This window comes from Sinomicrobium halophytocola, from assembly GCF_052983395.1.
The window spans coordinates 50433-75860 of the sequence record NZ_JBRKIT010000028.1 but is presented as its reverse complement, the minus strand read 5'-3'; the positions used below and the strand labels follow the sequence as shown (position 1 = coordinate 75860).

Genomic DNA, 25428 nt, shown 5'->3' with positions numbered 1-25428 from the left:
GTAAATAATTAAAGTGTTTTTTTAACACAAATAAAACCGGTATAGATTTAAAACCGGAAAGGATCATCAATTAACGAAAAATAAACTAATTAAAATCCGGGGTAACCGGACTCTCGTCCGGTCTCCGGAATAAGGGAATAAACGGATTTAAAACAGATGAAAAAACTGGATAGGAACAGTCAGGGACTCGAAGCAAAGTTCCCGGTGAAGGTAGTACAATTCGGAGAAGGTAATTTTTTGAGAGCCTTTGTCGATTACATTATAGACAAGCTGAACGAAGAAGTGGATTTCCGTGCGGGAGTCGCGGTGGTCCAGCCGTTGGAGAACGGATTGGTAAAACTTCTTAACGATCAGGATGGATTGTATACTTTGTTTATGAGAGGAGTACAAAAAGGCGAAGAGATTCAGGAAAAAAGATTGATATCCTGTATTCAACAGGGTATTGATCCGTATGCCGGTTTTGATGCTTACCTTGATCTGGCTAAAGAGGAAGAACTTCAGTTTGTTATTTCCAATACCACGGAAGCCGGGATAGCTTTTGAAGAAAAAGACACGCCCGATATGCAACCACCTTCCTCCTTTCCGGGGAAATTAACGGTGCTGTTACACCGCAGGTTCAAACATTTTAACGGCGATCCGGCAAAAGGGCTTACGATCGTTCCGTGCGAACTTATCAATAACAATGCCGACGCCCTGAAGGAAGTTATACTAAAGTATGTGGATATATGGGAGCTTGGCAGCGAATTTAAAAACTGGATAGAACAGCACAATAGTTTTCACAATACACTGGTAGACCGAATTGTTCCCGGGTACCCCAAAGATCAACTAGGTGAATTCCAGGGACAGTTGTCTTATGAAGATAAACTTATGGTATCTGCCGAGACTTTTTTGCTGTGGGTTATAGAAGGTAAAGAAGAATTGACAGCAAAGATACCGCTGGACAAAGCTGGCCTGGACATAAAAATAGTGGATAGTATACAGCCCTACCGTACCCGTAAAGTACGTATACTGAACGGAGCACATACGGCTATGGTGCCGTTTTCGCTCTTGTGTGGTAACGACACTGTAAAAGAAACAATAGACGGTGAGTTTACGGGCGATTTTGTAAAGAACGTAGTGTTCGAGGAGATCATCCCGACCCTGGATATGGACCAAGCGGAACTCCGTGATTTTGCAGAACAGGTGATGGATCGTTTTCGGAATCCGTTTATAAAACACCGACTGGCAAGTATAGCGCTTAACTCCGTTTCCAAATTTAAGGTAAGGGTACTGCCAAGCCTTACGGAATATTACCGTAGAAAAGGGGAACTTCCTGCAAACCTGGTCTATGCCATGGCGTGCCTGATCCGCTTTTACAAAGGGAAATGGAAAGGTGCCGAACTTCCGGTACAGGACAGTAACGATATCGTAAAGACTTTTGAAGAAGCCTGGGCACTTCCCGGATATAGGGAGACGGTAAGGCACATACTCGGCAATGCGGATTTCTGGGACGAGGATCTGACGAAAACGGTCCCCGGACTTGAAGATGCCATAACTACCGCCCTGGAGAATATCGAAGAATACGGTGTGGAAAAAGGCTTGGAGAAGTATAGAAGAACAACTGTATAGATGAAGGTCCGGGAGAAATGGGTTTAAGGGCACGGTAAAATCCATTTCTCTTGTGCCGGACGCAGTTGCACAGAACTAAAAATTGGATTGAAGATGAAAACGAAACTAATTAAGGTAAACCCGGAAGATAATGTAGCCGTGGCTCTGTCAGATCTGAAGTCAGGCGAAACAGTGACTTTCGAAGGAAGTGATATCCGGGTGGTATCCGATAGCAAGGCGAAACACAAAATAGCACTTACGGACCTCGAAGAAGGAGACCGGATATTGATGTATGGTGTACTTGTAGGAAAAGCCAGTGAGTATATTCCAAAAGGCGGTCTTTTAACCACGGAAAACGTAAAGCACCAGAGCGGAAAAGTTTCCGGAAAAACGGAAACCACTCCCTGGAAAGCCCCCGATGTAAGCCGGTGGAAAGACAGGACTTTCATGGGATATCCCAGAGAGGACGGACAGGTAGGAACAGCCAATGTATGGCTCTTTTTTCCTTTGGTATTTTGCGAAAACCGGAATATAGAGTTACTGAAAGATGTTTTCGAAAAGGAATTGTCCTACTACAAGACCAACAGCCAGAGGCTCCTGCTTCGTAGCCTGATAAGCGGGGATGCCAAAGAAACCCCGGTTATGGAAGAAGAGCAGGGCACAGGGATTTTTGATAATATAGAAGTCAGGTTTATCACCCACCAGGGAGGCTGCGGAGGTATCCGGCAGGATTCCGTGACACTGGCCAGGCTTTTGGCAGGCTATGTGAATAACCCGAATGTGGCCGGTGTAACCGTACTTAGTCTGGGATGCCAAAACCTGCAGATAGATATTTTTCAGGAAGCGGTAAAAAAGATCAATCCCGATCTCAAAAAGCCTATTCTTATTTACGAACAACAAAAGATGGGAACCATAGAGGACATGCTGAACACCATAATCCGGGAATCTTTTGAGGCGATCAAAGCTGCGGATAAAATAAAGCGGGTACCGGCACCTTTGTCTAAGCTTAAAGTGGGACTGGAATGCGGAGGCTCTGATGGGTTTTCCGGTATTTCCGCCAATCCCGCACTTGGCTATGCTTCCGATCTGCTGGCTGCCCTGGGAGGATCTCCCATACTTTCCGAATTCCCGGAATTATGCGGGGTAGAGCAGGAACTCGTTAACCGTTGTGTGGAAGATGAGGATGCGGAAAAATTCCTGGCCCTGATGAAGGCCTATGAACAGTCGGCCATAGATGTCGGTTCCGGTTTTGATATGAACCCTTCTCCCGGCAATATCAGGGATGGTCTTATCACCGATGCTATGAAATCGGCCGGCGCGGCTAAAAAAGGGGGGACTTCTCCTGTAACCGCCATTCTGGATTACACGGAATATGTGACGAAACCGGGGCTTAACCTGTTGTGTACCCCGGGGAATGATGTGGAAAGTACAACAGGACTGGCAGGTTCCGGAGCAAATATTATTGTATTTACTACCGGACTGGGAACACCTACAGGTAACCCGGTTACCCCGGTCATCAAAGTTTCTTCCAATACCGAACTGGTACGTAAAATGCCCGATATTATCGATGTGGATACGGGAGCTGTGATACGGGGAGAGAAGTCTATTGAAGACATGGGAGAGGAAATGTTCGAATTTATTATTCGCGTGGCAAGTGGCGAAGAAAAAACAAAAGCCATGCAGCTCAACCAGAATGATTTTATTCCCTGGAAACGAGGCGTATCCTTGTAATAAAGAACCGAAAACTAACAGAGATACCCAACTGGTTATTGTAGGGCATCTCTGTTAGTTTATACTTCTTTACCTGCCTTGCCTGTCCGGTTAGAAGAATCCCGAATAATAAGTTGAGGGGAAAGTACTACTTTCTTTTCGATGGCCACCGATACTTCCTCGTCGATCTGTTCAAGAAAAACCCGTGCGGACATCTTTCCCATTTTTATAGGAGTCTGGTCTACAGTAGTCATCGTAGGTTCCGTATATTTCGTGAAGGATTCATTACTGAAACCCGAAATACAAATATCTTCCGGCACTCTTATGCCTGTTTTTTTCAGCTCCTGTACTGCCCCGAGAGCCGTAAAGTCACTGGAAGAGAATATGGCATCCGGAGGTTCCGGAAGTTTCATCAGCTTTTTTACTGCTGCCGTACCCGATTCCACCTTACTGTTTGTCTGTACTATGTAGTCCTTGTTATAGGGGAGGTTATAGTCGGTCAGCGCCTTCAGGTAACCATTGTAACGATCTTTATAGATTTCCAGGTTAATATTTCCCATAAAGTGTGCTATGCGTTTACACCCCTGCCTGATAAGATGCTCTACGGACATGTAAGCACCGTTAAAATCGTCGATAGTAACCGAACTTACCCCGGGAAGATTCTTTTTACGGTCAAAGAACACCAGGGGAATGCCCTTTTGCAATACCCGGTCTATATGTAAAGTATCTTTGGTCGTTTTGGAAACGGACATGAAAATACCATCTACCTGGGCATTGAGCAGGGTATTGATGTTCTGGACCTCGCTTTTGACATCATCGCGGGTCTGACATATGATAACGTGATATCCGTGCGGATATAGTTCTTCTTCGATACCGCGTATTACGGAAGAAAAGAAACTCCGGTCCATATAAGGCACGAGTATCCCGACCGTATTGCTTTTACCGCTTTTAAGGGCCAGAGCAAGGGTATTCTGTTCGTAATTCATTTCCGCGGCGGTCTTCATAACCAGCTCCCGCGTTTTAAGACTGATCTTCTGATTGTTATTCAGCGCTCTGGAAACTGTGGCTGCGCTGATATTTAATTTTTTGGAAATATCGTAAATGGTAACCTTGCTCATCGGTTTTGCTATCTTAATCTTTGTGTCCGTTCTTACCTAAGTGACAGGTTATTATCAGGACAAAGATGCATAAAAAAAGTTAATTGACAGTTTGGGTTATGGTCTTCTCCTATTTGCATTCCCGGTTGGGTATTGCATTGACCACTTTTTTTTCAATCATAAGCAAAAAAAGTTTGTGTATATTGCGAAAAGACATAATTTAGTGTAATCGATTACAGATTTTTTTCTAAATATAATGAATTCTTTCAAAATGAAGTACAGGATCACTACAGTTTTATTATTGTTCAGTGTTTTTTGCGCAATCGGGGCTACGGAAGATAAGGTATTTGACTTTGTAGTGGACAAAAGCGGTGGAGGGGATTTCAAAACAGTAAGGGAGGCTATAAATGCCGTACCCGATTACAGGAAAAAGGAAACAAAAATATTAATAAAGAACGGGGAATATAAGGAGAAACTTGTATTACCGGCTTCCAAAACCAATGTTACATTTGTAGGAGAGAGTATGACTTATACTATACTTTTCTATGATGATTACGCATCTAAAAAGAATATTTTCGGGGAGGAAATGGGAACTACCGGATCTTCTTCCTTTTTTGTTTTTGCGGATGATTTCAAGGCCAAAAATATCACATTCCGGAATAGTGCCGGACATGTAGGGCAGGCAGTTGCCGTACGGATAGAAGGTGACAGGGCCTTTTTTGAAAATTGTAAATTTCTCGGTAACCAGGATACGCTTTACCTGCATGGCAAAAAAAGCAGGCAATATTATAAGAACTGTTATATAGAAGGTACTGTCGATTTCATATTCGGCTGGTCTACGGCGGTTTTTGAGAGTTGTGTGATAAATTGTAAAGGGAAAGGCTATGTTACTGCCGCTTCTACCCCTGAGGAATCCGAATACGGTTTTGTATTTCTCAACTGTAGGATTACAGGGAGGGGGAGCAGTACTTTCTATCTGGGCAGGCCCTGGCGGCTGTATGCCAAAACGGTTTTTATCAATTGCTACCTGAGCAGACATGTAGATCCGGAAGGCTGGCATAACTGGGACAAGCCGGAGGCCAAGCTGACGGTATTTTATGCGGAATATAATTCAATGGGGCCTGGAGCAAATACAGAAGAGAGAGTACCGTGGTCCTGCCAGTTGTCTGATACGGAGGTGGAAAATTACACCGTGGAAAACATATTAAAAGGAGAAGATGACTGGAACCCGGAAAAAATAAAATTGTAAACAAAACCAAAAACTTTATTACATAAACAATGCTCAGAATAGACCGAATCAAGTTACTAGCGCTGTTTCTGGTGCCGACTGTTGTATCTACTTTCGCAACTAAAGCATTGGCCCAGAAACCCGGGGATACGGATGTCTACTCCGGTATAGAATTTAAAATGCCCAAAGTAAAAGAACCCCGTTTTCCCGATTATAAAGTTAGTATTGAGTTTTTCGGAGCCGAAAGCGGCGGTGCTGTGAAAAATACCGAGGCATTTGCCAATGCTATCGATCACGTGTCTGAAAAAGGAGGCGGAACGGTTGTTGTTCCCCGGGGGATGTGGCTTACCGGGCCTATAACCCTTAAAAATAATGTGGAACTGCATGCGGAAGAAGGCGCACTTGTAATCTTCAGTGATGATTTCAACGATTATCCACTGGTAAATACCAGTTTTGAAGGACTGAACACGTACAGATGCCAGTCACCGATCAACGGACGCAACCTGGAAAATATAGCCATTACGGGAAAAGGTATATTCGATGGTAGCGGAGATGCATGGAGACCGGTAAAATCCGGTAAAATGACTACAGCCCAATGGAAGAAAAAAGTACAATCCGGCGGTGTGCTCAGTGATGATGGCAAAATATGGTACCCTTCCGAAAAGTCGAAAAGAGGAGATAGTAAAGATAATTTTAACGTGCCGGATTTTAAAAGCAAGGCCGGGTTTGAAACGGTGAAGGATTATTTACGGCCTGTTATGGTTAATCTCGTAGCGTGTAAAAAGGTATTGCTGGACGGACCTACCTTTCAGAATTCACCGGCATGGAACCTGCATCCGCTGATGTGCGAAGACCTCACGTTACGTAATCTGACCGTAAGGAACCCCTGGTATTCCCAGAATGGGGACGGGCTGGACCTGGAATCCTGTAAAAATGTGGTTATCTATAACAACTCTTTTGACGTTGGAGACGATGCGATCTGTTTTAAGTCGGGAAAAGACCAGGATGGCAGGGACCGTGGTATCGCAACCGAAAATGTTATTGTTAAAAACAATATAGTGTATCATGCGCACGGGGGATTTGTCATTGGAAGTGAAATGTCCGGCGGTGTGCGTAATGTGCATGTGAGCAATTGCACTTTTATCGGGACGGATGTGGGGCTGCGTTTTAAGAGTACCCGCGGACGGGGAGGTGTTGTGGAGAATATCTATATTTCCGATATTGATATGAAAGACATCCCCACCGAGACTATCCGGTTCAATATGTTCTACGGTGGTAATTCTCCCTTACTGGAAGAGGACCAGGATGCGGAAACGGAAGCCAGGGATGACAAGCGGGAACCGGTAACCGAAGAAACCCCGGTATTCCGGAATATCTACATGAAAAACATCACCGCGGTAAATTCGGAAACAGCGGCCTTTTTTATGGGGCTCCCCGAAATGAAACTGAAGAACGTACGCCTGGAAAATGCTTATCTGGAAACCAAAAAGGGGATTACGGTAATCGATACGGATGCTCTTTTACTGAGAAATGTTACCATTGTGAATAAAGAAGGAGTGCCGCTAACCGTGTATAATGGGAAGAACATAGAATTCAAGGATGTAAAAACCAATAAAATTCATAAAATCTCGCTGAAAATATCCGGTAAGGAAAGTGATGCCATTTCTATCGAATCCGGTAACATTACAGAAGATAAAGTCTCTTATGGCCATAACAATTCCGAAAATATCTTAAAATTTAAAAAATAATGTGCCTCCGCCTGCCGAACAGGATATTATATAATGAAAGGTTATATAAATTGGGGATATGGAGGTTTGAGACGGATATTTTAACATAAGGGAAAGTACTTCCGGATATAATAAAAATCATTGTTTCCATATCGGGTGACTTAACCGCATATTTTATAAATTTGCACTTTTGAAATTACGAGTAATGTCCGATATAAAAATTAAGATCAAAGACAGGGAAGGTGTGGTACACGAATTGGATGCGCCTACCGACATGGCCATGAACATCATGGAATTGTGCAAAGCGTACGAACTACCGGTAGAAGGTACCTGCGGAGGGATGGCCATGTGTGCTTCCTGCCAGTGTTATGTGCTCTCCGGGCATTCTCTCCCTGAAATGGGCCCCGATGAAGAGGCAATGCTTTTTGAAGCGTTTTACGTAAAGGATAACAGCCGTCTGGGATGTCAGTTACCTATTACCGAAGATATGGACGGACTGGAACTGGAACTCGCCCCGGAATCCTGAGTCAATGTGCCGATTAGTTAATGGAACAATTAGCAAATTTGGTAATGAATTATAATTAAATAATAATTGACTCATTATCAAATTTGCTAATTGGCACGTTCTAAGCCAATAAATTTTCCCTGGCTTTTGTAATTTCTTCTTCAATGGTATCCCACAGTGCTATACGCATTTGCAGGGCGGTTATTGCGGCTTCGCCGGCTTCCTTCCATTTTTGTTCGTTGCCTTCACAGAGTTCATCTACCATCTGAAGCGCCATGGGGCCGTGCTCATCCTGGTCCAGTTCTATATGGCGTTCGAAATAATATACCAGTTTGTCTATCCCGAATTCCGGGAAATTCTGTTGCATTTCCCGTAAAATGGCTGTAAACATTTCCGGAATCAGGTCTTCTCTTCCAAAAGTAAAAGCAGAAGCTATCTTATGAGGTTTTCCCTCTTCGATAAGGAAAAAAGTAAAATTCAGGAAATCCTTTACCGCCTGGGGCAAAGCACTTAGTTTAATGTCAACCAATATGTTTTTCAGGGATAACAAGTCGGCTATGAAGTTTTCTATCCTGGAAGTATCCGCCTGGCATTCTTCCATGGCTTCCAGGTACATTTCATAATGGCTCAGGTGTTTCCCTTCCTTATTGATATCGGTTTCTTCCGCCAGGACGATCTCGTTGACGAGATAACGCAACTCCGGGGCCCCGGTAGGTATCCACGGTGTTGTCGTACATGTCAGTTTTTGTTGCAGGGCCTTTAAAAGAGACATGAAATCCCAAACGGCAAATACATGATATTCTAAAAAAAGTCTCAGATCGTCCGGTTGATTGATATTGTTATAAAGCGAGTGGTGCAGAAGCTGGTTTCGTAGGGGGGCAATCTCGGCTTTTATATTCTTTATCATAAGATTTTTTGACAAAGTTAATAAACTAATTGGCTTACCCGTTTAAGGAGTACTGATTTAACGAATAATTTAACCTGGCCACAATTAGTTTTAAAAAAACAAAGCACTATATAATAATAAGCTGTATATGAGTAATGTGTAATGTACAAAGACCTGGCGAATATATAGGTATAGTGATGATTAAAACAATAATTTTAGTAAATTTGCGCTATGAAAAGTTTGGTTAAAGATTCACCTTTTTCAGTAAAGATCAGTTTCCATAGTCTGTTGGATTTCTATGAGGAACAAGCCCGTAGTGATGATGAATTTATTGCTATGAAGGCCAGAAAAATACTGGAAGTCCAAAAGCCTTACCCTGAATTACGCGAAGGTTTTACCGACGAAAAACTTCTGGACAAGTATGCAGATGTTATAAACATGCTGCTCCGTGATACCTTTTCTCCGGCACTCACGAACAACGAAATAAAGATAGCGGCTATCCCCTTTGAAAACGTGATTTTCAATGCAACGGAACGCTTTAAGAAAATTGTAAGGGAAGCAGGAGAAGGTTTTGATCTTAAGCTGAGAAATATGAGTGAGGAGAACAAGTACATCATGGCGTGTACCGTAATCCTTAAATTCTACTACAATATAAATGTCAATTTCCAAAGGCCCATTTTTTACGATATTCCGGATGCTAACAATATAATAAAGCACTATCGCATATTGTACAATGCCGATTACATGGATATTTTCCCTACGGAAAAGGCCAAAGAAATTACACAAGAAGATATCGAGGAATTACTCAACAATTTCGAAGATCTGAAGCTGTGGAAAGAAAAATTTCCCCCGGAAAGCTGGATTCTCAAAGGTTTCGGAATATGTAACATGTACGACGCTACCGTGGATAATGTTATTTCCGACCTGAAAACCACTTTACTGGGTATCAATAGGGATAATGAGGTGAATTTCGTTAATGATTTTCAGAAAATATTCAGTTCCCTGTATGGTATTCCCGATCTGACGGTTGGTTTTTGTGCGTACAATACGGACGAAGAAAAGTTTGAACGTCGGCCGGATAAAGAACTGCACAGTTTTATTATGGGTGAGGAAACGGAGATTTCCGGAGACGTTGCCCTGTGTAAATCTACATGCAAAAAGTTGCTGCAGGAAAAAAAATACTTTGCCATAGCCGATGTGGATAAGTATTATGAAAAGAATGAAAAAGATGCTTCTTTCCGAAACCTGAAGAAACAGGGAATCGGGAGTGTGATATTTGCCCCGATAGTGGCAGATGACGGGGCGCTTTACGGTATCATGGAACTCGGGTCACCCCGGGTCCTGGAACTGAACAGCGTCAACGCGCAAAAGCTTGAAGACATCATGCCTTACCTTATTACTGCCATTTCCAGGGCAAAAATAGAAGAAGTCAATCAGCTAGAAGCCATTATACAGCAGGAATACACTTCTATTCATCCCAGTGTAAAATGGAAATTTGAAAAAGAAGTACATCATTACCTGAAAAGGCAGGCTAGCGGTATTACGGCCTCCCTGCGGGAAATTGTGTTTAACTACGTATACCCTCTTTACGGACAAATAGATATAAAAGACTCATCGAAAGCGAGGAACGAAGCCATACGAAAAGACCTCATAATACAACTTTCCCACGTAAGTAAGATACTGGAGAAAGCTATAGAGACTGAGCATTTGCCTATCTATGAGGAAATCAGTTTTCGTTTGAACGAGCATCTGCAGGAGATACTGGATGTATTGAATGCCGGTAGTGAGCAGAATGTACTCGATTTTCTGAAAGAAGAGATACATCCTTTCTTCGATCATCTGAAAGGCCTTAATATAGATATAGCAAAGGAGATCGATGACTATCTTAACAGCCTCGATCCGGTACACGAAGCGATATATGACCATAGAAAAAACTATGATGAGTCGGTAAATCTCATCAATAAAAAACTGGCATCCGTGCTGGACCGGAAACAGGACGACGCTCAGACCATGTTCCCTCATTATTTTGAACGGTATAAAACCGATGGAGTAGAACATAATATGTATATAGGAGCTTCGATCGCCCACAGGAGGGTGTATAATGACATATATCTGTATAACTTAAGGTTGTGGCAGTTGCAGATCATGTGGGAAATGGAGAACGAATATTATACCTTACAAAAAGAGCTCCCGATAAAACTCGATGTGGCTTCTCTGATCCTGGTATACAATTCCCCGCTTTCCATCCGTTTCCGTATGGATGAAAAGCAGTTTGATGTGGACGGCACCTACAATGCCCGTTATGAGATCATCAAAAAGCGTCTGGATAAGGCATTGATCCGCAACTCGGAAGACAGGGTTACCCAAAAAGGAAAAATAGCCATCGTTTATTCCGGTAATAAGGATGAAGAAGAATACCTGAGATATATTCGTTTCCTGCAAGCCAAGAAATACTTCAGTGAAAATGTGGAAATACTCGAACTGGAAGAACTTCAAGGCGTAAGCGGTCTCAAGGCCCTGCGTGTGGAAGTCCTTTATAAAAAAGGAAAAGACACCAAAGTGTACACATACGAGGATCTGATGAAAGAAATAGCTTCCTGACGGAGTTAGGATGATCCCGGTTTAGTAGCCATAATTAACATAATAGGTGGCAACACCGAAGGCCAGTACCGATACGATGATCCCTATGAGGAATATGGTATATGTAATGCGCAGTAAACGGTATTTTTTATCCAGTACCTTGCCCAGGTAATACAGGTCTTTGGTCAGGGAGTTGTACAGGTATTCCTTGTCTTCTCTTATATCTTTCATGGCTTCTTCGTATTCGTCAAGTTCCATTTTGTGAAAATTACCGAAGAACAACAGGTTGACCTTTTTGTTTTTTACGTCCTCCCTGGAAAACTTTCCGCCGGTTATATTAGGCCTGGTAGCCAGAACAGAGAAGGCGATGGAGGCGACACTAAACCCTACGAAGAGGATAGTAGGAATAAGTAAATAGGAATTACTGGCCTTATCCAGTTTTGGAATAAGGGTAGACAGGGCCAGTGATATAATAATGGCATTTACGGACAAGAGGATATTGGCCTTGCTATCGGCAATATTGCTCAGGTTGGTATGATTTCTCAAGGTCACCCGGAACAGGGTTTCTACACCTCTTTCGGGGGTTTCCGCTTTTTTCTTTTTACGTTTGAAATCGGCTTTTTTCAGTTTATCCCTATCCTTTTTTTCCAGGAGTTTTCCCAGGTTTTTTTTGAGTTTCAGCAGGTTTTTGCTCTTTTGCGGCTGCCAGGTGGCAATAGCATGTGCAGTGTAAAATTTATGATGTTCCTCAAACATGAGTATGTTGGCTTCCACCCATTCGATATCCGTATAGTTTTTTCCATGTAACAAACGAAGCTCTTCTCGTAACAGGTCGGATATTTCCATGTAGTTTTTGGACGCAAAATGCGAGAAATCAGCATCGCAGATGATCTTTTGCAGTAAGCCGGAAGGCTTACCGTACTTTTTGGTAATCAGGATACATTCTTTTACAATGGCAATACGATCGTCCGGATAATTTCTTTCCCGGAGAAAATCTTCCGCGATCCCGGCACTTTCTATCTCATGATCGTTAGGGTTTTTGATATATCCCGTATCGTGAAACCATCCCGCTATCTGGAGAATTTCGCTTTCATTTTCGTCCAGTCTTTCTGCAGCTACGAGTTCATTGATATGTTTAACAACCCGTTGTGTGTGAGTATAGTTATGATAAAAATAATGATTAGGTAACTGCTCGCTCAATATTTTTAGTACGTAATCCTCGACCTGTCGGAGAATTGTATCCATAATTTACTTAAATTAGTTAAAAATTAAAATTAGTGTTTTTATTGTTATGATAAAAATTAAAAAGATTGGTTTGTTATGGATATTGGGGGCTGTTGTCTACTCTTGTGCTACATATAAGCCCCAGTATAAAACAGTTTCAAAAAATACGACTATCCCCGATCCGGGCGATGTGTCCCATACCTTTTATTTTATTGGAGATGCCGGAAATTCTCTTATGGGAGAAAAGTCTGTGGCACTACAGGCTTTCGAAAAGGAAATGGAGACGGCGACAGAAAATAGTACGGTTGTTTTCCTGGGAGATAATATTTACCCGTCAGGAATGCCTGAAAAGGAAGAAAAGGGCAGGAAACTGGCTGAGTACCGTATAGATATCCAGGCCGGAATAGGGAAAAAAATCAAGGGAAAGACCATCTTTATACCAGGTAATCATGACTGGTATTCCGATGGGCTAAAAGGGGTGGAGCGCCAGGAAAAACACGTGGAAGACATTCTGGGCAAAAACTCGTTCCTTCCGGAGGACGGATGCCCGTTAAAAAGAGAAAAGATCAATGATGAGGTAGACTTGTTACTGATAGATTCCGAATGGTTCATTGAAGACTGGAACAAGCATCCCACGATGAATGATGACTGTGATATCAAAACCCGGGAACAATTTTTTGAAGAAGTTGAAGGTTATATCAATAAATCGCAGGGAAAAATATTATTGATAGCGATGCATCATCCTTTGCTGAGTAACGGTGGACATGGCGGTCAGTTTTCGCTGGATAAGCATTTGTATCCTGTAGGAAATAGCATACCATTACCGGTAATAGGTTCGCTAATGAACTTTATCCGTAAGACCAGTGGTATTTCTCCGCAGGATATTCAGAGTAAACCCTACCGGGAACTCACAGACCGGTTGTTTACCCTTGCACAGCAGACAGACAATGTAGTGTTTATCTCGGGGCATGAACACAACCTGCAATATGCCGTAAGCCGTAATATTCCGTTGATAGTAAGTGGCTCCGGGTCTAAAACAGCACCTTCAAGTATTAAAAAAGACGGGGTTTTTTCCTATGGCCGACAGGGATATGTGAAAATGAGCGTCTTAAAAGATGGAAGAGCTATAGCTGAATTCTACGGTCAGGAAAATAATTTTGCCGACCCGTTGTTCCGGACAGAGGTCATGCAGATACCTTCGGATACTTTGCACAGGGACCTTCCGACTGACATTCCTGAAACGGTAAAATCCGGGATATACGAAAAAGAAGAGGTACACAAGGGAAAGATGTATTCCGCCATTTGGGGAAAACACTACCGTAAGGAATATGGAAAACGTATAGAAGCCCGGACCGTATCCCTGGATACGCTTTACGGCGGATTGACACCCATACGGGCAGGCGGGGGCCACCAGACCAATTCCCTTCGTATGGAGGATAGAGAAGGAAGACAATATATGATGCGGGAAGTACGCAAAGGGGCCCTGCGCTTTTTACAATCCGTGGCATTTAAAGACCAGTATATACAGGACGACCTGGAAGATTCCTATACCGAAGCCTTGGTGATGGACTTTTATACGACTGCTTTCCCATATGCCGCACTCACCGTCGGAGAATTGTCCGACGCCATAGGAGTACTGCACGCCAATCCCGAATTGTATTATGTTCCGAAACAAAAAGCTCTCGGACGTTATAACGATAGGTATGGAGATGCTTTGTACCTTATCGAGGAACGGGTAACGGACGATCATGGGGAGGTCGCCAGTTTTGGTTATTCCGATAAGATCATCAGCACTACCGATATGTTGAAAAAATTAAGGCGAAGAGACGAGAACACTACGGATGAGCGCCTTTACATACGTTCCAGGTTGTTCGACATGCTCCTGGGAGACTGGGACAGGCATGGCGACCAGTGGCGCTGGGCCGAAGCTGGAGAAGAGAACGGTAAAATTTTTTATAAGCCGGTACCGAGAGACCGGGACCAGGTCTTCTCCGATTTCGATGGGCCGTTCCTGAAGCTGGTGACCAGGATGATCCCGGGAGTGCGGATGATGCAAAACTATACCCCGGAAATACGAAGTCTGAAGTGGTTTAACGTAGAACCCTTTCCCCTGGATATGGCTATCCTGAATGCCCATACGCTCCGGGATTGGCAGGAAGAAGCAGATTATATAATGCAGCAGATCGATGAAGGAACGGTAGAGAGGGCTTTTTCTTATCTTCCGAAGGAGCTGGACCCGAAAATAACAGAAGAGGTAAAATCCGTGCTTTTACAACGAAAAGAGTTCCTGCCTCAGATAGCTGAAGAATATTATTATTTACTGAAAAAGAACCCCGTAATATATGGTACGGATAAAGATGACTACTTTGTTATCACCCGTGAGAAGGGAGGGATGACCAGGTTAGAGGCGTACCGTATTATCCAGGGGGAGAAAAAAGAAAAATTCACAGATATTACATTTAACCGGAAAGAAACCAAAGAAATATGGTTGTATGGCCTGGACGATAAAGATGTTTTTGAAGTCGGCGGGGAAGGTGATGCACTGATTCCGATAAAGATCATCGGGGGACAAAACAATGATGTTTATAAAATTAACAACCGGAAGAAGATAAAAGTCTACGATTACAAATCTAAAAAGATCACCCGGGAGACCCCGGTGACAACAAGGCTCACCGACAATTATAATCTGAATACTTACGATCCCAAGAAAGTAAAAACCAATGTGGGGCAGCTTTTCCCGGATTTCGGATTTAATCCGGATGACGGGGTAAAACTCGGGCTCAAATATACCTTTATCGGTAAAGGTCTGCGGCAGGACCCCTATACCCAGAAACACAGTATAAAAGGAGGATATTATTTTGCTACCAAAGGTTTTGATCTCGGCTATTCCGGAGAAATACTGAACGTAACGAATAATTGGCGCTTTGCTGCCGATGCCTTCTTTACCAGTCCGCTTTTTGCAGTAAACTACTTCGGTTATGGTAACGAAAGTGAAAATCCGCAAGACGACCTGGGGATGGATTACAACCGTGTACGGATGAGTAGTTTCGGCGTGTCCCCCAAACTGGCCTGGGAAGGATACCTGGGCGGATACTTTAAGATAGGGCCTGTTTTTGAAATGATAGAAATAGAAGAGACTTCCGGGAGATATATTAATGAAACGGCAGTGAATGCCGATATCTTTGAATGGCAAAAATTTCTGGGAGCGGAAATGACCTATGGATATTCCAATTTCGACAGTAATTCCCTGCCAACTCTCGGTATGCAGTTCGATCTTACTACCGGCTATAAGACCAATCTGGACAACAACAGGGATTTCTTTTATGTTATTCCGCAGGTACGTTTTACCGCTAATATAGATACAAGAGGTAAAATAGTGTACGCCACAAAATTCAAAGCACAATTTAATACGGGAGATGAATTCGAATTTTATCAGGGAGCCGGTATCGGGGGGATAGACGGATTACGCGGGTTCCGGAACCAACGGTTTATAGGGCGAACATCCTTTTATAATAATAACGACCTGAGGTTTACCCTTGCACAGTTCCGTACAGGGCTTTTCCCAATGACCCTGGGGACATACGGAGGCTTTGATTACGGAAGGGTATGGGTAGCAGATGATAACTCGGGCCAATGGCACAACTCCGTGGGAGGAGGACTGTACCTCAATGCGATTAATATGTTTACGGCCAATTTTTCATATTTTAACTCTAAAGACAGTAACCGTTTTGCATTTGGATTAGGGTTTAATTTTTAATACCGTCCGGTTTCAGTTCATAAAGGTTCCTTCCCGAGCTTCCCTTGGCTTCATCGCTGATAAGCAGGGTATGGTTGTCCATAAAGCACAGCCCCTCCTTTTGGGAGGAATGGCCGAGTTCCACGACTTCTTTGATGTCCGCGTGAAAGAAATTGTCGTCCGTAAAGCCCGAAAACAACCATACCTTGTCGTATCCTAAAAGCGCCACGGTCTTTTCGTCCGGGGAAATGGTAGCGGCTGTTATTCTGCACCCTTCATCATCAGTGCAAAATATATATTTGCCGATAAGTTCTGCCTTGTGATGTCCTTTCCGGGCAGGGACCTTGTACAGAAAAGAAACTCCGTCAAAAGGACTGGTCCGGTTTTTTGTGAACAGGTAAAAATACCCGTTCAGAAAAAAGAAAGCTTCGGCATCATAATATCTATGCTTTGCTTTAGGAGGAAAGCTTTTTTGTTCCGGGTAATAAAACGTTATTTTTTCAGCTTCGATCTCTTTTCCCTCTATTGTGTTGGGGTTTGGAATTTTATAAATGGTAAGGTCTTTCCGTTTATTGCTGTTGTTGCCAAAATCACCGATATACAGATTATTGTCCTTGTCTTTCGTGATTTCTTCCCAATCCGTGTTCTTTGCTTTTTTCAGTTTGAGTTCTCTTCGCATTTTTCCGTCAAAACCGACCTGGTATATATGATCTTTGTTCCCCGAATCATTTATACTCCATATCGTACTGTCGCGTTCAATGATTTCTATTCCCGAGTTTTCTTTCAGTTCTTTCGGTAATCTGGCCAGAGGTTTGAGTTGTCCGTAATTCGGGTTACAACCAATAACAAAAGCATATATTAAGGGAAGAATAAGCTTTCTCATGGGGTAAAATTAATAAATTAAAGTATTTCCTGACAAGATTTTTGATGCAAACCGCGGCTATCGTTACCGGAAAGGCCTCATGACGGGTTAATGCGGATAGAAGCAGGTTAGAACTGAAGGGTTCTGCCTGATAGTAAATTGTGGTTAATCAGGTTAAAAGAGATATGTTTTAATAATGGTCACGTATATGCCGTAACAGGGTTTCCATCCGTTTTTTGACCTCCCCGGTAGGTTGCATATAGTGATTGTTCATATAACTGAATATCAATACTCTTCCCGATCTGGTCAGGAGATATCCGCTGAGGTTGTGATTATTGCTTAAAGTACCGGACTTGGCGTAAAGGTAGGGTATGCCGTTTTCACCTTTGTAAAACCCTTTCAACGTTCCGGATTGCCCTCCTGCGGCAAAAATGCGGAATAATCTTTCACGGGGCTGTTCATGGTATAGCCTGTTCAGTACATAAACTATGGATTCCGGGGTAAACAAGTTGTACCTGGATAGCCCGGAGCCATCTACCCACCGGGGCTTTTGCGGAATACCCGGCAGAAACCTGTCCAGAACATAATCTATCGCCTTTTTACCGTTGAGACTGTCCGAAACGGCAGCAGCGGACATGAGCAATATCTGTTCGGCGAGAAAATTATCGCTCACATACATCATTCTTTGATAGAGACTATCGGCAGCAATTTTGCTGTAAAGGGTTTTTTTGGTAGTGGGAAGTGTGGTGTGTGCAGGATGAATTTTCTTTTTCAGGGTGTCGGATAATAACTGGCGGGTGAGATCCGGGCTTAGTATAAAAGGAATTTCGAGGGTATCCCTGAGATTTTGTGGTATATAAAAAGTGTTTTGACGCAGGTTTCGGGGCCGTTGCGGATCTGCATGACCTTTCAGGGCATTTTGAAAATATTCGGGAACAGCTTTTAGTTCTCCCCGGTTTTTATAAACCGTTAACACATTGCCATACATGGGGAATGCGCCTCTTTCGGGAGAATAGTAATACGGATAATCACCCCAGGACCATCCGGGACCAAACCGGTCGTCGTAAAAATTATCGGAATATAAAGCTATCGGTTCTTCACGTTTTTCCAGAAAGTCGAGAACCGACCGGTCCTTAAAGTACGAATGCAGGAAAGCAGGATTTCCCGTACCTTCTATATATAAAGTGTCTCCTGATGTGGCATAATGAAGGGCCGGTATGGAATCAGGCAGAAGCTGCAGGCCGGTATAGAGGGTAAATATCTTGGTATTGGAAGCAGGAGTAAAATACTTGTCGGCCTGATAAGTATATAACATTTTGTCCTTAACCGGATCATAAAGCGCGAAACCTGTAAACTGCCGGTCAAAAAAATTGTCGTCAAAATATTTTTTAACACGGATGCCTTTAGAGGCACCACACCCGGAGAGAATAAAAACAAGGACAAAAAGGAACGGAAAGATTTTACGATACATAGTCAGTAGGTTATTTTAACGGTGATTTGTATTGAAAGTTATGTAATTTTTTGTTTTTCCGGACAGGGGATGCAATAATTTTAAAGGGACACCATAATATTTATGATTTATCTGCCGTTTTATTAGTCTGGAGGCTAAAATCCCAGGCTTTAGTAGTGCAAAAATATGGCCTGGTTATTAGGTTGATTAGTATCCTCTGACTAACTAAAGAGTAAATTCCCCGGCCGGGCAGAATTATTTATCAATACCTCCTCACCTTTTTAATGCTGAAGGGGGATGGATATGGCCCGATGAAAATGGCTGTAATGTAAAAGTTAAAGAGTTAATAATTTAAGGAGGATAACCCTTCCGAAAGCTTATATTTGTTTTACGGCATGGGATTTGTATCCGAAACTCTATGAAAAAGAAAACAAAGTACATTTTTTTATACCTTTTTCTTTGCCTGGCAGGTCATATGTACGGCCAGGTAAAAGTTAGCGAATTCATACAAGCTTCCAGGCTTGCGGAGCCGGAAGACGGGAAATTGATCTTCGTCGATTTCTGGGCTACCTGGTGCAAGCCCTGTATTCATGTCAGTAAGTATGTGGAAACACTTCAGGAACAATTTCCGAATGATTTTTATGCTGTTTCCCTGACTAAAGAGTCTAAAGACGTGGTAATGCGTTTTATGCCCAAGCACCCTTCCCGGTTGGCCATTGCATTGGATAAGGACGGCGAGACTTTTTTGAAACACGGTATTACCGCATTGCCTTATGGGGTATTATATGACGGCAGGGGAGAAATAGTATGGAAAGGACATCCGGCAGACCTCACCGAAAACAGGTTACGGTCTTTTATAAAGCGGAACCGCCACAGGGGAGGGAAGCGTTTTTCGGAGATAGTGGATGTTTCCGCGGAAATGGATCAGGAAGGAACTCCTTCGGTGATGTATCGTCCCGAACAACCTGTGGAAGTCTTTATCTCCGGAGGGAAATCCGGACAAAACCTGATGTACGAAAAAGGGGAATACACTTATTTCGGAGGAAAGACGGATGAACTGGTAGCTTTACTGAAAAAAGTATCGGCAATTCAGGTAGAAGTCCGTGAAGATAAAAACAACTTTACGGAAGTTTATGCCCTGACCGGGATATGGAAAAATGATCCGGAACAAATATTGAAGTATGTTTATGACAAATCCGGAATTTCCGAGCATGTTCTCAATAAAGAAGGAGAGGTATACCGATTGGAGGTCAACGATCCGTCCGGGTTATGGAATGCCGATCAACTGGATTGGGGAAGGGATTCCCCCAGGTTCCTGGTAGATGATATGCAGATACAGGCAGATAATGTTACTTTCGGGGACTTTCTTACTGAACTCGGCAGTGCCCTGGGGATTCCTGTGGTAAGTTCTTATGAAGATCATGTACCGCGCGACTGGAAGCTGCAATATCGCTTTTTTGATCTGATGAAAGATCAGTTAAAAGATACGTATGGCATAGATGTGATAAAAGACATCGCAGTTTACAAGGTTATTATACTGCGGTAAGGATTGAGGGTTTATATGCCTAACCTTTTCCTTCTCCTCATCAGGTTGCTGAATTAAAAGGAGGAGTAGTGGTTCTTCATCCACTCTTTGAGGATGTTCCACCCGTCCTTTGGTTTTGTTTCATGTTGCCTGTTATAAAATAACCGGAATAAAATATCCCGGAAATGATATTTATCCGTATTTCCTCCGGCTTATCTAATACTAAAAAAGACTGCCTTTTCAGACAGTCTTTAAATAATGTTATGGGTATCCTTTGTTATTAGTTACCTAATATACGGAATTCTGTTCTTCTGTTTTTTTGATGTTCGGCTTCGGAACATTCCACATCGTTTGAGCAACGGTTTACCAGCCTGGTTTCACCATAACCCCTGGCGATGAGCCTGCTCCTGGAAATACCTTTGGAAACGAGGTAGTTTACTACGGACTCGGCACGTTGCTGGGACAGGGCCATGTTGTAATCGTCATTACCCCTGGAATCGGTATGGGACATTAATTCTATGCTCACATTCTTTTCCTTCAGGATAGGGAGCAATCTTTCGTCAATGATCGTTTTGGAGTCGGGGGTAAGCCTGGCACTGTTATATTCATAGAATATAGGAAGTATGGTAGGATTGAGCAGTTTACAGTCAATTTCCTCCCAGGTAGTAATACCACCTTTTTTCGTCAGTACGGTTTTGGTAACCGTAGAGTATTCTGCCGGAACATTAATGCTGGTGGTAGTAGCAGGTGTTTCTACAACTTGCCTCGTTATGGTAGCGTATTCCGCAGGTATTTCCACTTCATCCATACGGGCGGGTTCCTTGATCACTTCTTTGGTGTAAGTAGCATTTTCTTCCGGAACCGGGACATTGTTTGTTCCCGCATCTTTTACCAGTGTAGTAATAGCTACATCCTGGCTTTGAGGAGGATATTCTACAAAACATGCGGTAATACAGTCTTCTTTATTTGATGAAGGACAATCTTCGAGAGTCTGGTATTCCCATCCGGAAGTCTGGGGATACACTTCAAAGGTCTTGGTGTCATCACCAAAAGAAGCAGGTACAATTTCCAGGTCGGTCCTTCCTTCTTTTTCGATGTAGGGAACTTCAACGGTTTCATATACGGCAGGGACATATACCAGTTTTTTACTGGCCTCTTTGACCAATACGCGTTCTTCAACGGTTTTGTACGTAGCGGGAACCACTTCGAGTTTGGAGTAAGCAGGATGGATCTCTACTGTTTCTTCCACTTCTTCAAACTCATCTTTGGTAATACATTTTACGTAACATTTACCTGGGTCCGGGTTTTCGGGCAGGCCCTGTGCGGCCGCACCAAAGGTAGCTGCGAAAAAAACGGATAACAGGAGGAAATTTGTTTTCATATTTAATCTTTTTATGGATTTGTTTTTGACCTAATAATTGTCACCTTCTCACAAAGGTACTTGTTAAAATTAACACTTTTTTTTGATTGTCGCAAATAGGAGATTTTATCGACTAAGTGCTGTGTTTGTACGATTAAATGTGTATAATGATTGTATTCGACTGTTTTATAGGTGTATTTAGGTGTTTTACCTGAAGATTGGTGTTAAAAAATTAACCGGAAAATAACGCAATTTTAATGAAAGAAAATTATTAAATGCTGTATTGTGCTCTGAAAAGTGTGTCCAATGGGCGTGAAGTGAGCGGGAAGAAGGTTCTATTCCGGATTCTTTCGGATGATCTTTTACTGTTCGCTATTGATCTTTTTGTTCTTCGGCTAAAGCTTTTCCCGCAAGTTTGGAAGCAATAATACTTATGATAAGTATTTGCAACCCGTGATAAATCATAAGCGGGAGCAGGATGATTCCTCCGGTACTCATCTTGTAAAACAACACCTTAGACATTACGGTGCCGTGAACAAGCGATTTTTTAGACCCGCAGAAAAGTGCTGTAATGCGGTCTTCGCGGTTGAAACGAAGTATCCCGGAGAGAATATAGATAAGTCCGTAAGCTGTAAAGAAAAGGGAAAGGACAATACCGATCAGGAGCAGTATATCGTGCCACTGTATCTGGTTGAAGATACCGGAATAAAAAGATCCTGCAAAACTTTTATAAACGATAAGCAGAATTATACTCTTGTCGAAAAAACTGAGTTGTTTGCTGTACCGGTTGGCTATCCTTCCACCCAGGGGTTGGAGTAAGATTCCCAGGATTACCGGAATAATAACTTCAATAGCCAGCTGCGTGTATATATGCCCGAAATCCATATCGGTATTCGCTTGTTCCAGGAAAGAGGTTATCCACAAGGGGGTGATAAGTATACCGATGATCCCGGAAAGGCTGGCGTTGAATATTGCCGCGGGAATATTGCCCTTAGCCATAGATACCATGACTACCGATGAAGATACCGTAGAAGGCAGTGATGCAAGGAAAAAAACGGCAAGCCATAAAGTATGCTGTTCGGCATTTTGCATAAAAGGATAAAAAGGCAGTACAAGCAGGGGGAACAAGACAAAAGTGGACAGTTGTACTACCAGATGTAGCTTCCAGTTGTTCAGTCCTTTTTTTATCTTGTCCGGGCTTAGTTTTAATCCGTAGAAAAAGAAGATAAGAGAAATCCCTATGCTGCTTATGGTCTTTATGGGGAAGTTGCTTCCTTCTATTCCCGCTTCCGGAAATAAGTAGGCAGTAATAATACTTGATATCAGGGCAAGTACAAATGGGTCCGTTTTGAATCTCATAGCATTTTTTTAATGATGTAAAAATAGATAAATGATAGGTTCGGGGGCAAATGAATACCTCTTGTTTTCTCCTAAAAGCAAAAGTCCTATATTCGCAATTGGTAAAAAAACAAGTATGGATATTGCATTTATAGTTATAGGTTTGGTCCTGCTGGTATTTGGAGGGGATTGGTTGCTTCGCGCTGCGGTAGGAATGTCTTTACGATTACGTATTCCCCGAATGGTCATAGGGATGACCGTGGTGTCCTTTGCTACTTCCGCTCCGGAATTAATTGTAAGTGTAAAGTCCGCCCTTGACGGATTTCCGGATATTGCGTTGGGGAATGTAGTGGGGTCCAATATAGCCAATCTTGGCCTGGTACTGGGACTTACGGTCTTACTGTCTTCTATAACTGTTCAGAAAAGTTTTTTTAAGACAGATTGGCCGTGTATGATGCTGGCCTCACTGTTTTTTTACGGTTTTATCTTTTTTGACGGTGCCCTACAGCGCTGGGAAGGTATAGTGTTATTTACGCTGTTGATACTGTTTATCCTGTTGATGTTCCGTAACAAAAGTGATAATGAAGTGCCCGACGAAGTATCCGAGATGGCCGATAAGATTCCCGGAACAGGAAAAATACTTCTTTTTCTGCTGGTCGGAGGAGCTGCATTGTGGGGAGGTTCGGAGTTATTGATACGCGGGGCCGTAGGTATGGCCGAATACTATGGGGTGAGTGAACGGGTAATTGCTGTTACCGTAGTTTCCGTCGGTACCAGTATCCCTGAACTTGCGGCTTCTATAATGGCGGTATTGCGAAAAGAAAAGGCTATATCCCTCGGTAATCTTATAGGTTCCAATATCTTTAATATTCTGGCGGTACTTGGTATCACAGCCATGATAACACCTATACAGGCAAAAGATGCGAGACTTATAAACAGTGATCTGTATTGGATGCTGGGCTATGCATTTATAATATTACCACTGGTGTTTATGCCTAAGAAAATGAGACTGGGAAAACCGGAAGGAGTTATTCTGCTGGGTTTCTATATAGCCTTTGTTTATCTTACGCTGTAAGCTCTGTTTGAAAGGATTGTGCTTGACAATTACACGTTACTCTACAGACCAAGATCAGCAACAGCAAACGGGGTGTTTCTATTCGTCCTGTATCAAGGGAAAGATAGAAAAGAAGGTAATGATATAACATAAAAAACGCCGGCAATCAAAGAAAGTTAGCCGGCGTTTTTAATTATACACAAAAAACAGAATTATTCACTGTTGCAATTTACACGGCAACAGCGTTACTTACTTCAACGGATTTTACCGTTTTGATGATTCTTGCTGCAATTTTATACGGATCACCATTAGATGCCGGTCTCCTGTCTTCCAGCCATCCTTTCCAGCCACGCTCTACGGTTCCGATAGGAATACGTATGGAAGCGCCACGGTCAGATACTCCGTAGCTGAAATCGGTGATAGAGGCAGTTTCATGCTTACCGGTCAGTCGTTGGTCATTATAAGCTCCGTAAACCTCAATATGCTCGGTAACTACAGGGCGGAATGCTTCACAGATGCTTTCGTAAGCTTTTTTATCACCACAAGTTCTCAATATAGAGTTAGAGAAGTTGGCATGCATACCACTTCCGTTCCAGTCGAGTTGTCCGAGCGGTTTTGGGTGCCAGTTTACTGAAATACCGTATTTTTCACAAATTCTTTCGAGGAAATAGCGGGCTACCCATATTTGGTCACCGGCTTCGGCAGCGCCTTTGGCGAATATCTGGAACTCCCATTGTCCGGCAGCAACCTCTGCGTTGATACCTTCTACATTAAGTCCGGCTTCCAGGCATACGTCCAGGTGCTCTTCAACGATCTCTCTTCCGTAAGCGTTGTTGGCACCAACGGAACAATAGTATTGTCCTTGTGGTGCAGGATAACCGTTGGCAGGGAAACCGAGAGGTTTGTTAGTTTCGGGATTCCAAAGGAAATACTCCTGCTCGAAACCAAACCAGAAGTCATTGTCATCATCATCTATACTAGCTCTTCCGTTAGAGACGTGTGCAGTTCCGTCAGGGTTCAATACTTCACACATTACCAGGTAGGCATTTTTTCTCTGCGGATCGGGGCAAATAAAAACGGGCTTTAGCAAACAGTCGGAAGAATTACCTTCTGCCTGTTCTGTTGAAGAACCGTCAAAAGACCATATTTCACAATCTTCCAGTTTACCGGAAAAATCACTAACGATTTTTGTCTTACTCCTTAAGCTCTGCGTCGGTACATAACCATCTAACCAAATGTACTCAAGTTTAGCTCTGCTCATATCATTTCATAATTTAAATTGAACACTAAATATATGTCGGTATAGTGGTGTAAAATTAATATTTTTTTTTATACTATGTAAACTTAATGGGGGTTGTGGGGTTTGTAACAGATTATTTTTGAATATACCCTATTAAAAAAAGGGGGGTGTTGAATATTATTTATTTTATATAATGTCTTTTTGATTAATCTTTAAAGTAATTTAATTTTAAAACAAAAAAAACTTTAATTGTGGTATCGGGGGGTTAAAATATAACGGATTGAGTTTTTTTTGTTCAAACCGGTATTTGTTGCCGGGG

General features: G+C 42.6%; 17 protein-coding genes. 9 read left to right on the top strand and 8 right to left on the bottom strand.

Annotated features, from left to right (window positions below):
• The first annotated feature begins 156 nt into the window (after window positions 1–156).
• Window positions 157–1608 (top strand): tagaturonate reductase, encoded by a 1452-nt coding sequence (locus tag ACVBDY_RS11220; RefSeq protein ID WP_447175576.1) that lies wholly within the window; start codon window positions 157–159, stop codon window positions 1606–1608.
• A 93-nt stretch (window positions 1609–1701) separates the two neighbouring features.
• A complete protein-coding gene (locus tag ACVBDY_RS11215) occupies window positions 1702–3318 on the top strand; it encodes a UxaA family hydrolase (protein WP_447175575.1) in 1617 nt (538 codons plus the stop codon).
• 59 nt (window positions 3319–3377) lie between these two features.
• On the opposite strand, the gene ACVBDY_RS11210 is transcribed toward ACVBDY_RS11215, so the two are convergent.
• Window positions 3378–4415 carry a LacI family DNA-binding transcriptional regulator gene (locus ACVBDY_RS11210; RefSeq protein WP_447175574.1) on the bottom strand — a complete coding sequence of 346 codons (1038 nt, stop codon included), beginning with the start codon at window positions 4413–4415 and terminating at the stop codon, window positions 3378–3380.
• 235 nt (window positions 4416–4650) lie between these two features.
• On the opposite strand from ACVBDY_RS11210, the gene ACVBDY_RS11205 reads away from it, so the two are divergent.
• The 3 genes from ACVBDY_RS11205 (at window position 4651) to ACVBDY_RS11195 (ending at window position 7875) form a co-directional block, all read left to right on the top strand.
• Window positions 4651–5643: a pectinesterase family protein gene (locus ACVBDY_RS11205; protein ID WP_447175573.1), complete on the top strand. Its 993-nt coding sequence runs from the start codon at window positions 4651–4653 to the stop codon at window positions 5641–5643.
• A 29-nt stretch (window positions 5644–5672) separates the two neighbouring features.
• Window positions 5673–7370 (top strand): glycoside hydrolase family 28 protein, encoded by a 1698-nt coding sequence (locus ACVBDY_RS11200; RefSeq protein ID WP_447175572.1) that lies wholly within the window; start codon window positions 5673–5675, stop codon window positions 7368–7370.
• A 184-nt stretch (window positions 7371–7554) separates the two neighbouring features.
• Window positions 7555–7875, top strand: coding sequence for a 2Fe-2S iron-sulfur cluster-binding protein (locus ACVBDY_RS11195; RefSeq protein WP_447175571.1), 321 nt, complete (start codon window positions 7555–7557; stop codon window positions 7873–7875).
• A gap of 100 nt (window positions 7876–7975) precedes the next feature.
• Here ACVBDY_RS11195 and ACVBDY_RS11190 read toward each other — a convergent pair whose 3' ends face one another.
• The gene (locus tag ACVBDY_RS11190; protein ID WP_447175570.1) at window positions 7976–8761 is read right to left on the bottom strand and encodes a DUF3050 domain-containing protein; all 786 of its coding nucleotides are present in this window, start codon (window positions 8759–8761) and stop codon (window positions 7976–7978) included.
• A gap of 210 nt (window positions 8762–8971) precedes the next feature.
• On the opposite strand from ACVBDY_RS11190, the gene ACVBDY_RS11185 reads away from it, so the two are divergent.
• Window positions 8972–11341, top strand: a complete 2370-nt coding sequence (locus tag ACVBDY_RS11185) for a GAF domain-containing protein (protein ID WP_447175569.1) — start codon at window positions 8972–8974, stop codon at window positions 11339–11341.
• A 21-nt stretch (window positions 11342–11362) separates the two neighbouring features.
• Here ACVBDY_RS11185 and ACVBDY_RS11180 read toward each other — a convergent pair whose 3' ends face one another.
• Complete coding sequence (locus ACVBDY_RS11180; protein ID WP_447175568.1) at window positions 11363–12565, bottom strand: Pycsar system effector family protein; 1203 nt, start codon at window positions 12563–12565, stop codon at window positions 11363–11365.
• A 46-nt stretch (window positions 12566–12611) separates the two neighbouring features.
• Between ACVBDY_RS11180 and ACVBDY_RS11175 the strand changes: the two genes are divergently transcribed.
• Entirely contained in the window at window positions 12612–16301 is a 3690-nt protein-coding gene (locus ACVBDY_RS11175) for a metallophosphoesterase (protein WP_447175567.1), read from the top strand.
• On the opposite strand, the gene ACVBDY_RS11170 is transcribed toward ACVBDY_RS11175, so the two are convergent.
• Both ACVBDY_RS11170 and ACVBDY_RS11165 read right to left on the bottom strand, forming a co-directional pair.
• On the bottom strand, window positions 16291–17163 hold the full coding sequence (locus ACVBDY_RS11170; protein WP_447175566.1) for a YjiK family protein: 873 nt from the start codon (window positions 17161–17163) through the stop codon (window positions 16291–16293). The two genes, ACVBDY_RS11175 and ACVBDY_RS11170, sit on opposite strands and share 11 nt — an antisense overlap.
• A gap of 169 nt (window positions 17164–17332) precedes the next feature.
• A complete protein-coding gene (locus tag ACVBDY_RS11165; protein WP_447175565.1) occupies window positions 17333–18613 on the bottom strand; it encodes a D-alanyl-D-alanine carboxypeptidase in 1281 nt (426 codons plus the stop codon).
• 397 nt (window positions 18614–19010) lie between these two features.
• Here ACVBDY_RS11165 and ACVBDY_RS11160 point away from each other — a divergent pair, with 397 nt between their 5' ends.
• Entirely contained in the window at window positions 19011–20138 is a 1128-nt protein-coding gene (locus ACVBDY_RS11160; protein WP_447175564.1) for a TlpA family protein disulfide reductase, read from the top strand.
• 259 nt (window positions 20139–20397) lie between these two features.
• Here the strand turns inward: ACVBDY_RS11160 and ACVBDY_RS11155 are convergent, their stop codons facing one another.
• Both ACVBDY_RS11155 and ACVBDY_RS11150 read right to left on the bottom strand, forming a co-directional pair.
• Window positions 20398–21498 carry an OmpA family protein gene (locus ACVBDY_RS11155; protein WP_447175563.1) on the bottom strand — a complete coding sequence of 367 codons (1101 nt, stop codon included), beginning with the start codon at window positions 21496–21498 and terminating at the stop codon, window positions 20398–20400.
• A 351-nt stretch (window positions 21499–21849) separates the two neighbouring features.
• Window positions 21850–22836: a bile acid:sodium symporter family protein gene (locus tag ACVBDY_RS11150; protein WP_447175562.1), complete on the bottom strand. Its 987-nt coding sequence runs from the start codon at window positions 22834–22836 to the stop codon at window positions 21850–21852.
• Window positions 22837–22951: 115 nt separating this feature from the next.
• Between ACVBDY_RS11150 and ACVBDY_RS11145 the strand changes: the two genes are divergently transcribed.
• On the top strand, window positions 22952–23890 hold the full coding sequence (locus tag ACVBDY_RS11145) for a calcium/sodium antiporter (RefSeq protein WP_447175561.1): 939 nt from the start codon (window positions 22952–22954) through the stop codon (window positions 23888–23890).
• Between the two features lie 208 nt (window positions 23891–24098).
• On the opposite strand, the gene ACVBDY_RS11140 is transcribed toward ACVBDY_RS11145, so the two are convergent.
• Window positions 24099–25130, bottom strand: a complete 1032-nt coding sequence (locus ACVBDY_RS11140) for a glutamine synthetase beta-grasp domain-containing protein (RefSeq protein WP_447175560.1) — start codon at window positions 25128–25130, stop codon at window positions 24099–24101.
• Between the last annotated feature and the right edge of the window lie 298 nt (window positions 25131–25428).

Coding starts and splice junctions, on each gene's coding strand:
- ACVBDY_RS11220 (WP_447175576.1), top strand. CDS start 157: ATGAAAAAACTGGATAGGAACAGTCAGGGACTCGAAGCAAAGTTCCCG.
- ACVBDY_RS11215 (WP_447175575.1), top strand. CDS start 1,702: ATGAAAACGAAACTAATTAAGGTAAACCCGGAAGATAATGTAGCCGTG.
- ACVBDY_RS11210 (WP_447175574.1), bottom strand. CDS start 4,415: ATGAGCAAGGTTACCATTTACGATATTTCCAAAAAATTAAATATCAGC.
- ACVBDY_RS11205 (WP_447175573.1), top strand. CDS start 4,651: ATGAATTCTTTCAAAATGAAGTACAGGATCACTACAGTTTTATTATTG.
- ACVBDY_RS11200 (WP_447175572.1), top strand. CDS start 5,673: ATGCTCAGAATAGACCGAATCAAGTTACTAGCGCTGTTTCTGGTGCCG.
- ACVBDY_RS11195 (WP_447175571.1), top strand. CDS start 7,555: ATGTCCGATATAAAAATTAAGATCAAAGACAGGGAAGGTGTGGTACAC.
- ACVBDY_RS11190 (WP_447175570.1), bottom strand. CDS start 8,761: ATGATAAAGAATATAAAAGCCGAGATTGCCCCCCTACGAAACCAGCTT.
- ACVBDY_RS11185 (WP_447175569.1), top strand. CDS start 8,972: ATGAAAAGTTTGGTTAAAGATTCACCTTTTTCAGTAAAGATCAGTTTC.
- ACVBDY_RS11180 (WP_447175568.1), bottom strand. CDS start 12,565: ATGGATACAATTCTCCGACAGGTCGAGGATTACGTACTAAAAATATTG.
- ACVBDY_RS11175 (WP_447175567.1), top strand. CDS start 12,612: ATGATAAAAATTAAAAAGATTGGTTTGTTATGGATATTGGGGGCTGTT.
- ACVBDY_RS11170 (WP_447175566.1), bottom strand. CDS start 17,163: ATGAGAAAGCTTATTCTTCCCTTAATATATGCTTTTGTTATTGGTTGT.
- ACVBDY_RS11165 (WP_447175565.1), bottom strand. CDS start 18,613: ATGTATCGTAAAATCTTTCCGTTCCTTTTTGTCCTTGTTTTTATTCTC.
- ACVBDY_RS11160 (WP_447175564.1), top strand. CDS start 19,011: ATGAAAAAGAAAACAAAGTACATTTTTTTATACCTTTTTCTTTGCCTG.
- ACVBDY_RS11155 (WP_447175563.1), bottom strand. CDS start 21,498: ATGAAAACAAATTTCCTCCTGTTATCCGTTTTTTTCGCAGCTACCTTT.
- ACVBDY_RS11150 (WP_447175562.1), bottom strand. CDS start 22,836: ATGAGATTCAAAACGGACCCATTTGTACTTGCCCTGATATCAAGTATT.
- ACVBDY_RS11145 (WP_447175561.1), top strand. CDS start 22,952: ATGGATATTGCATTTATAGTTATAGGTTTGGTCCTGCTGGTATTTGGA.
- ACVBDY_RS11140 (WP_447175560.1), bottom strand. CDS start 25,130: ATGAGCAGAGCTAAACTTGAGTACATTTGGTTAGATGGTTATGTACCG.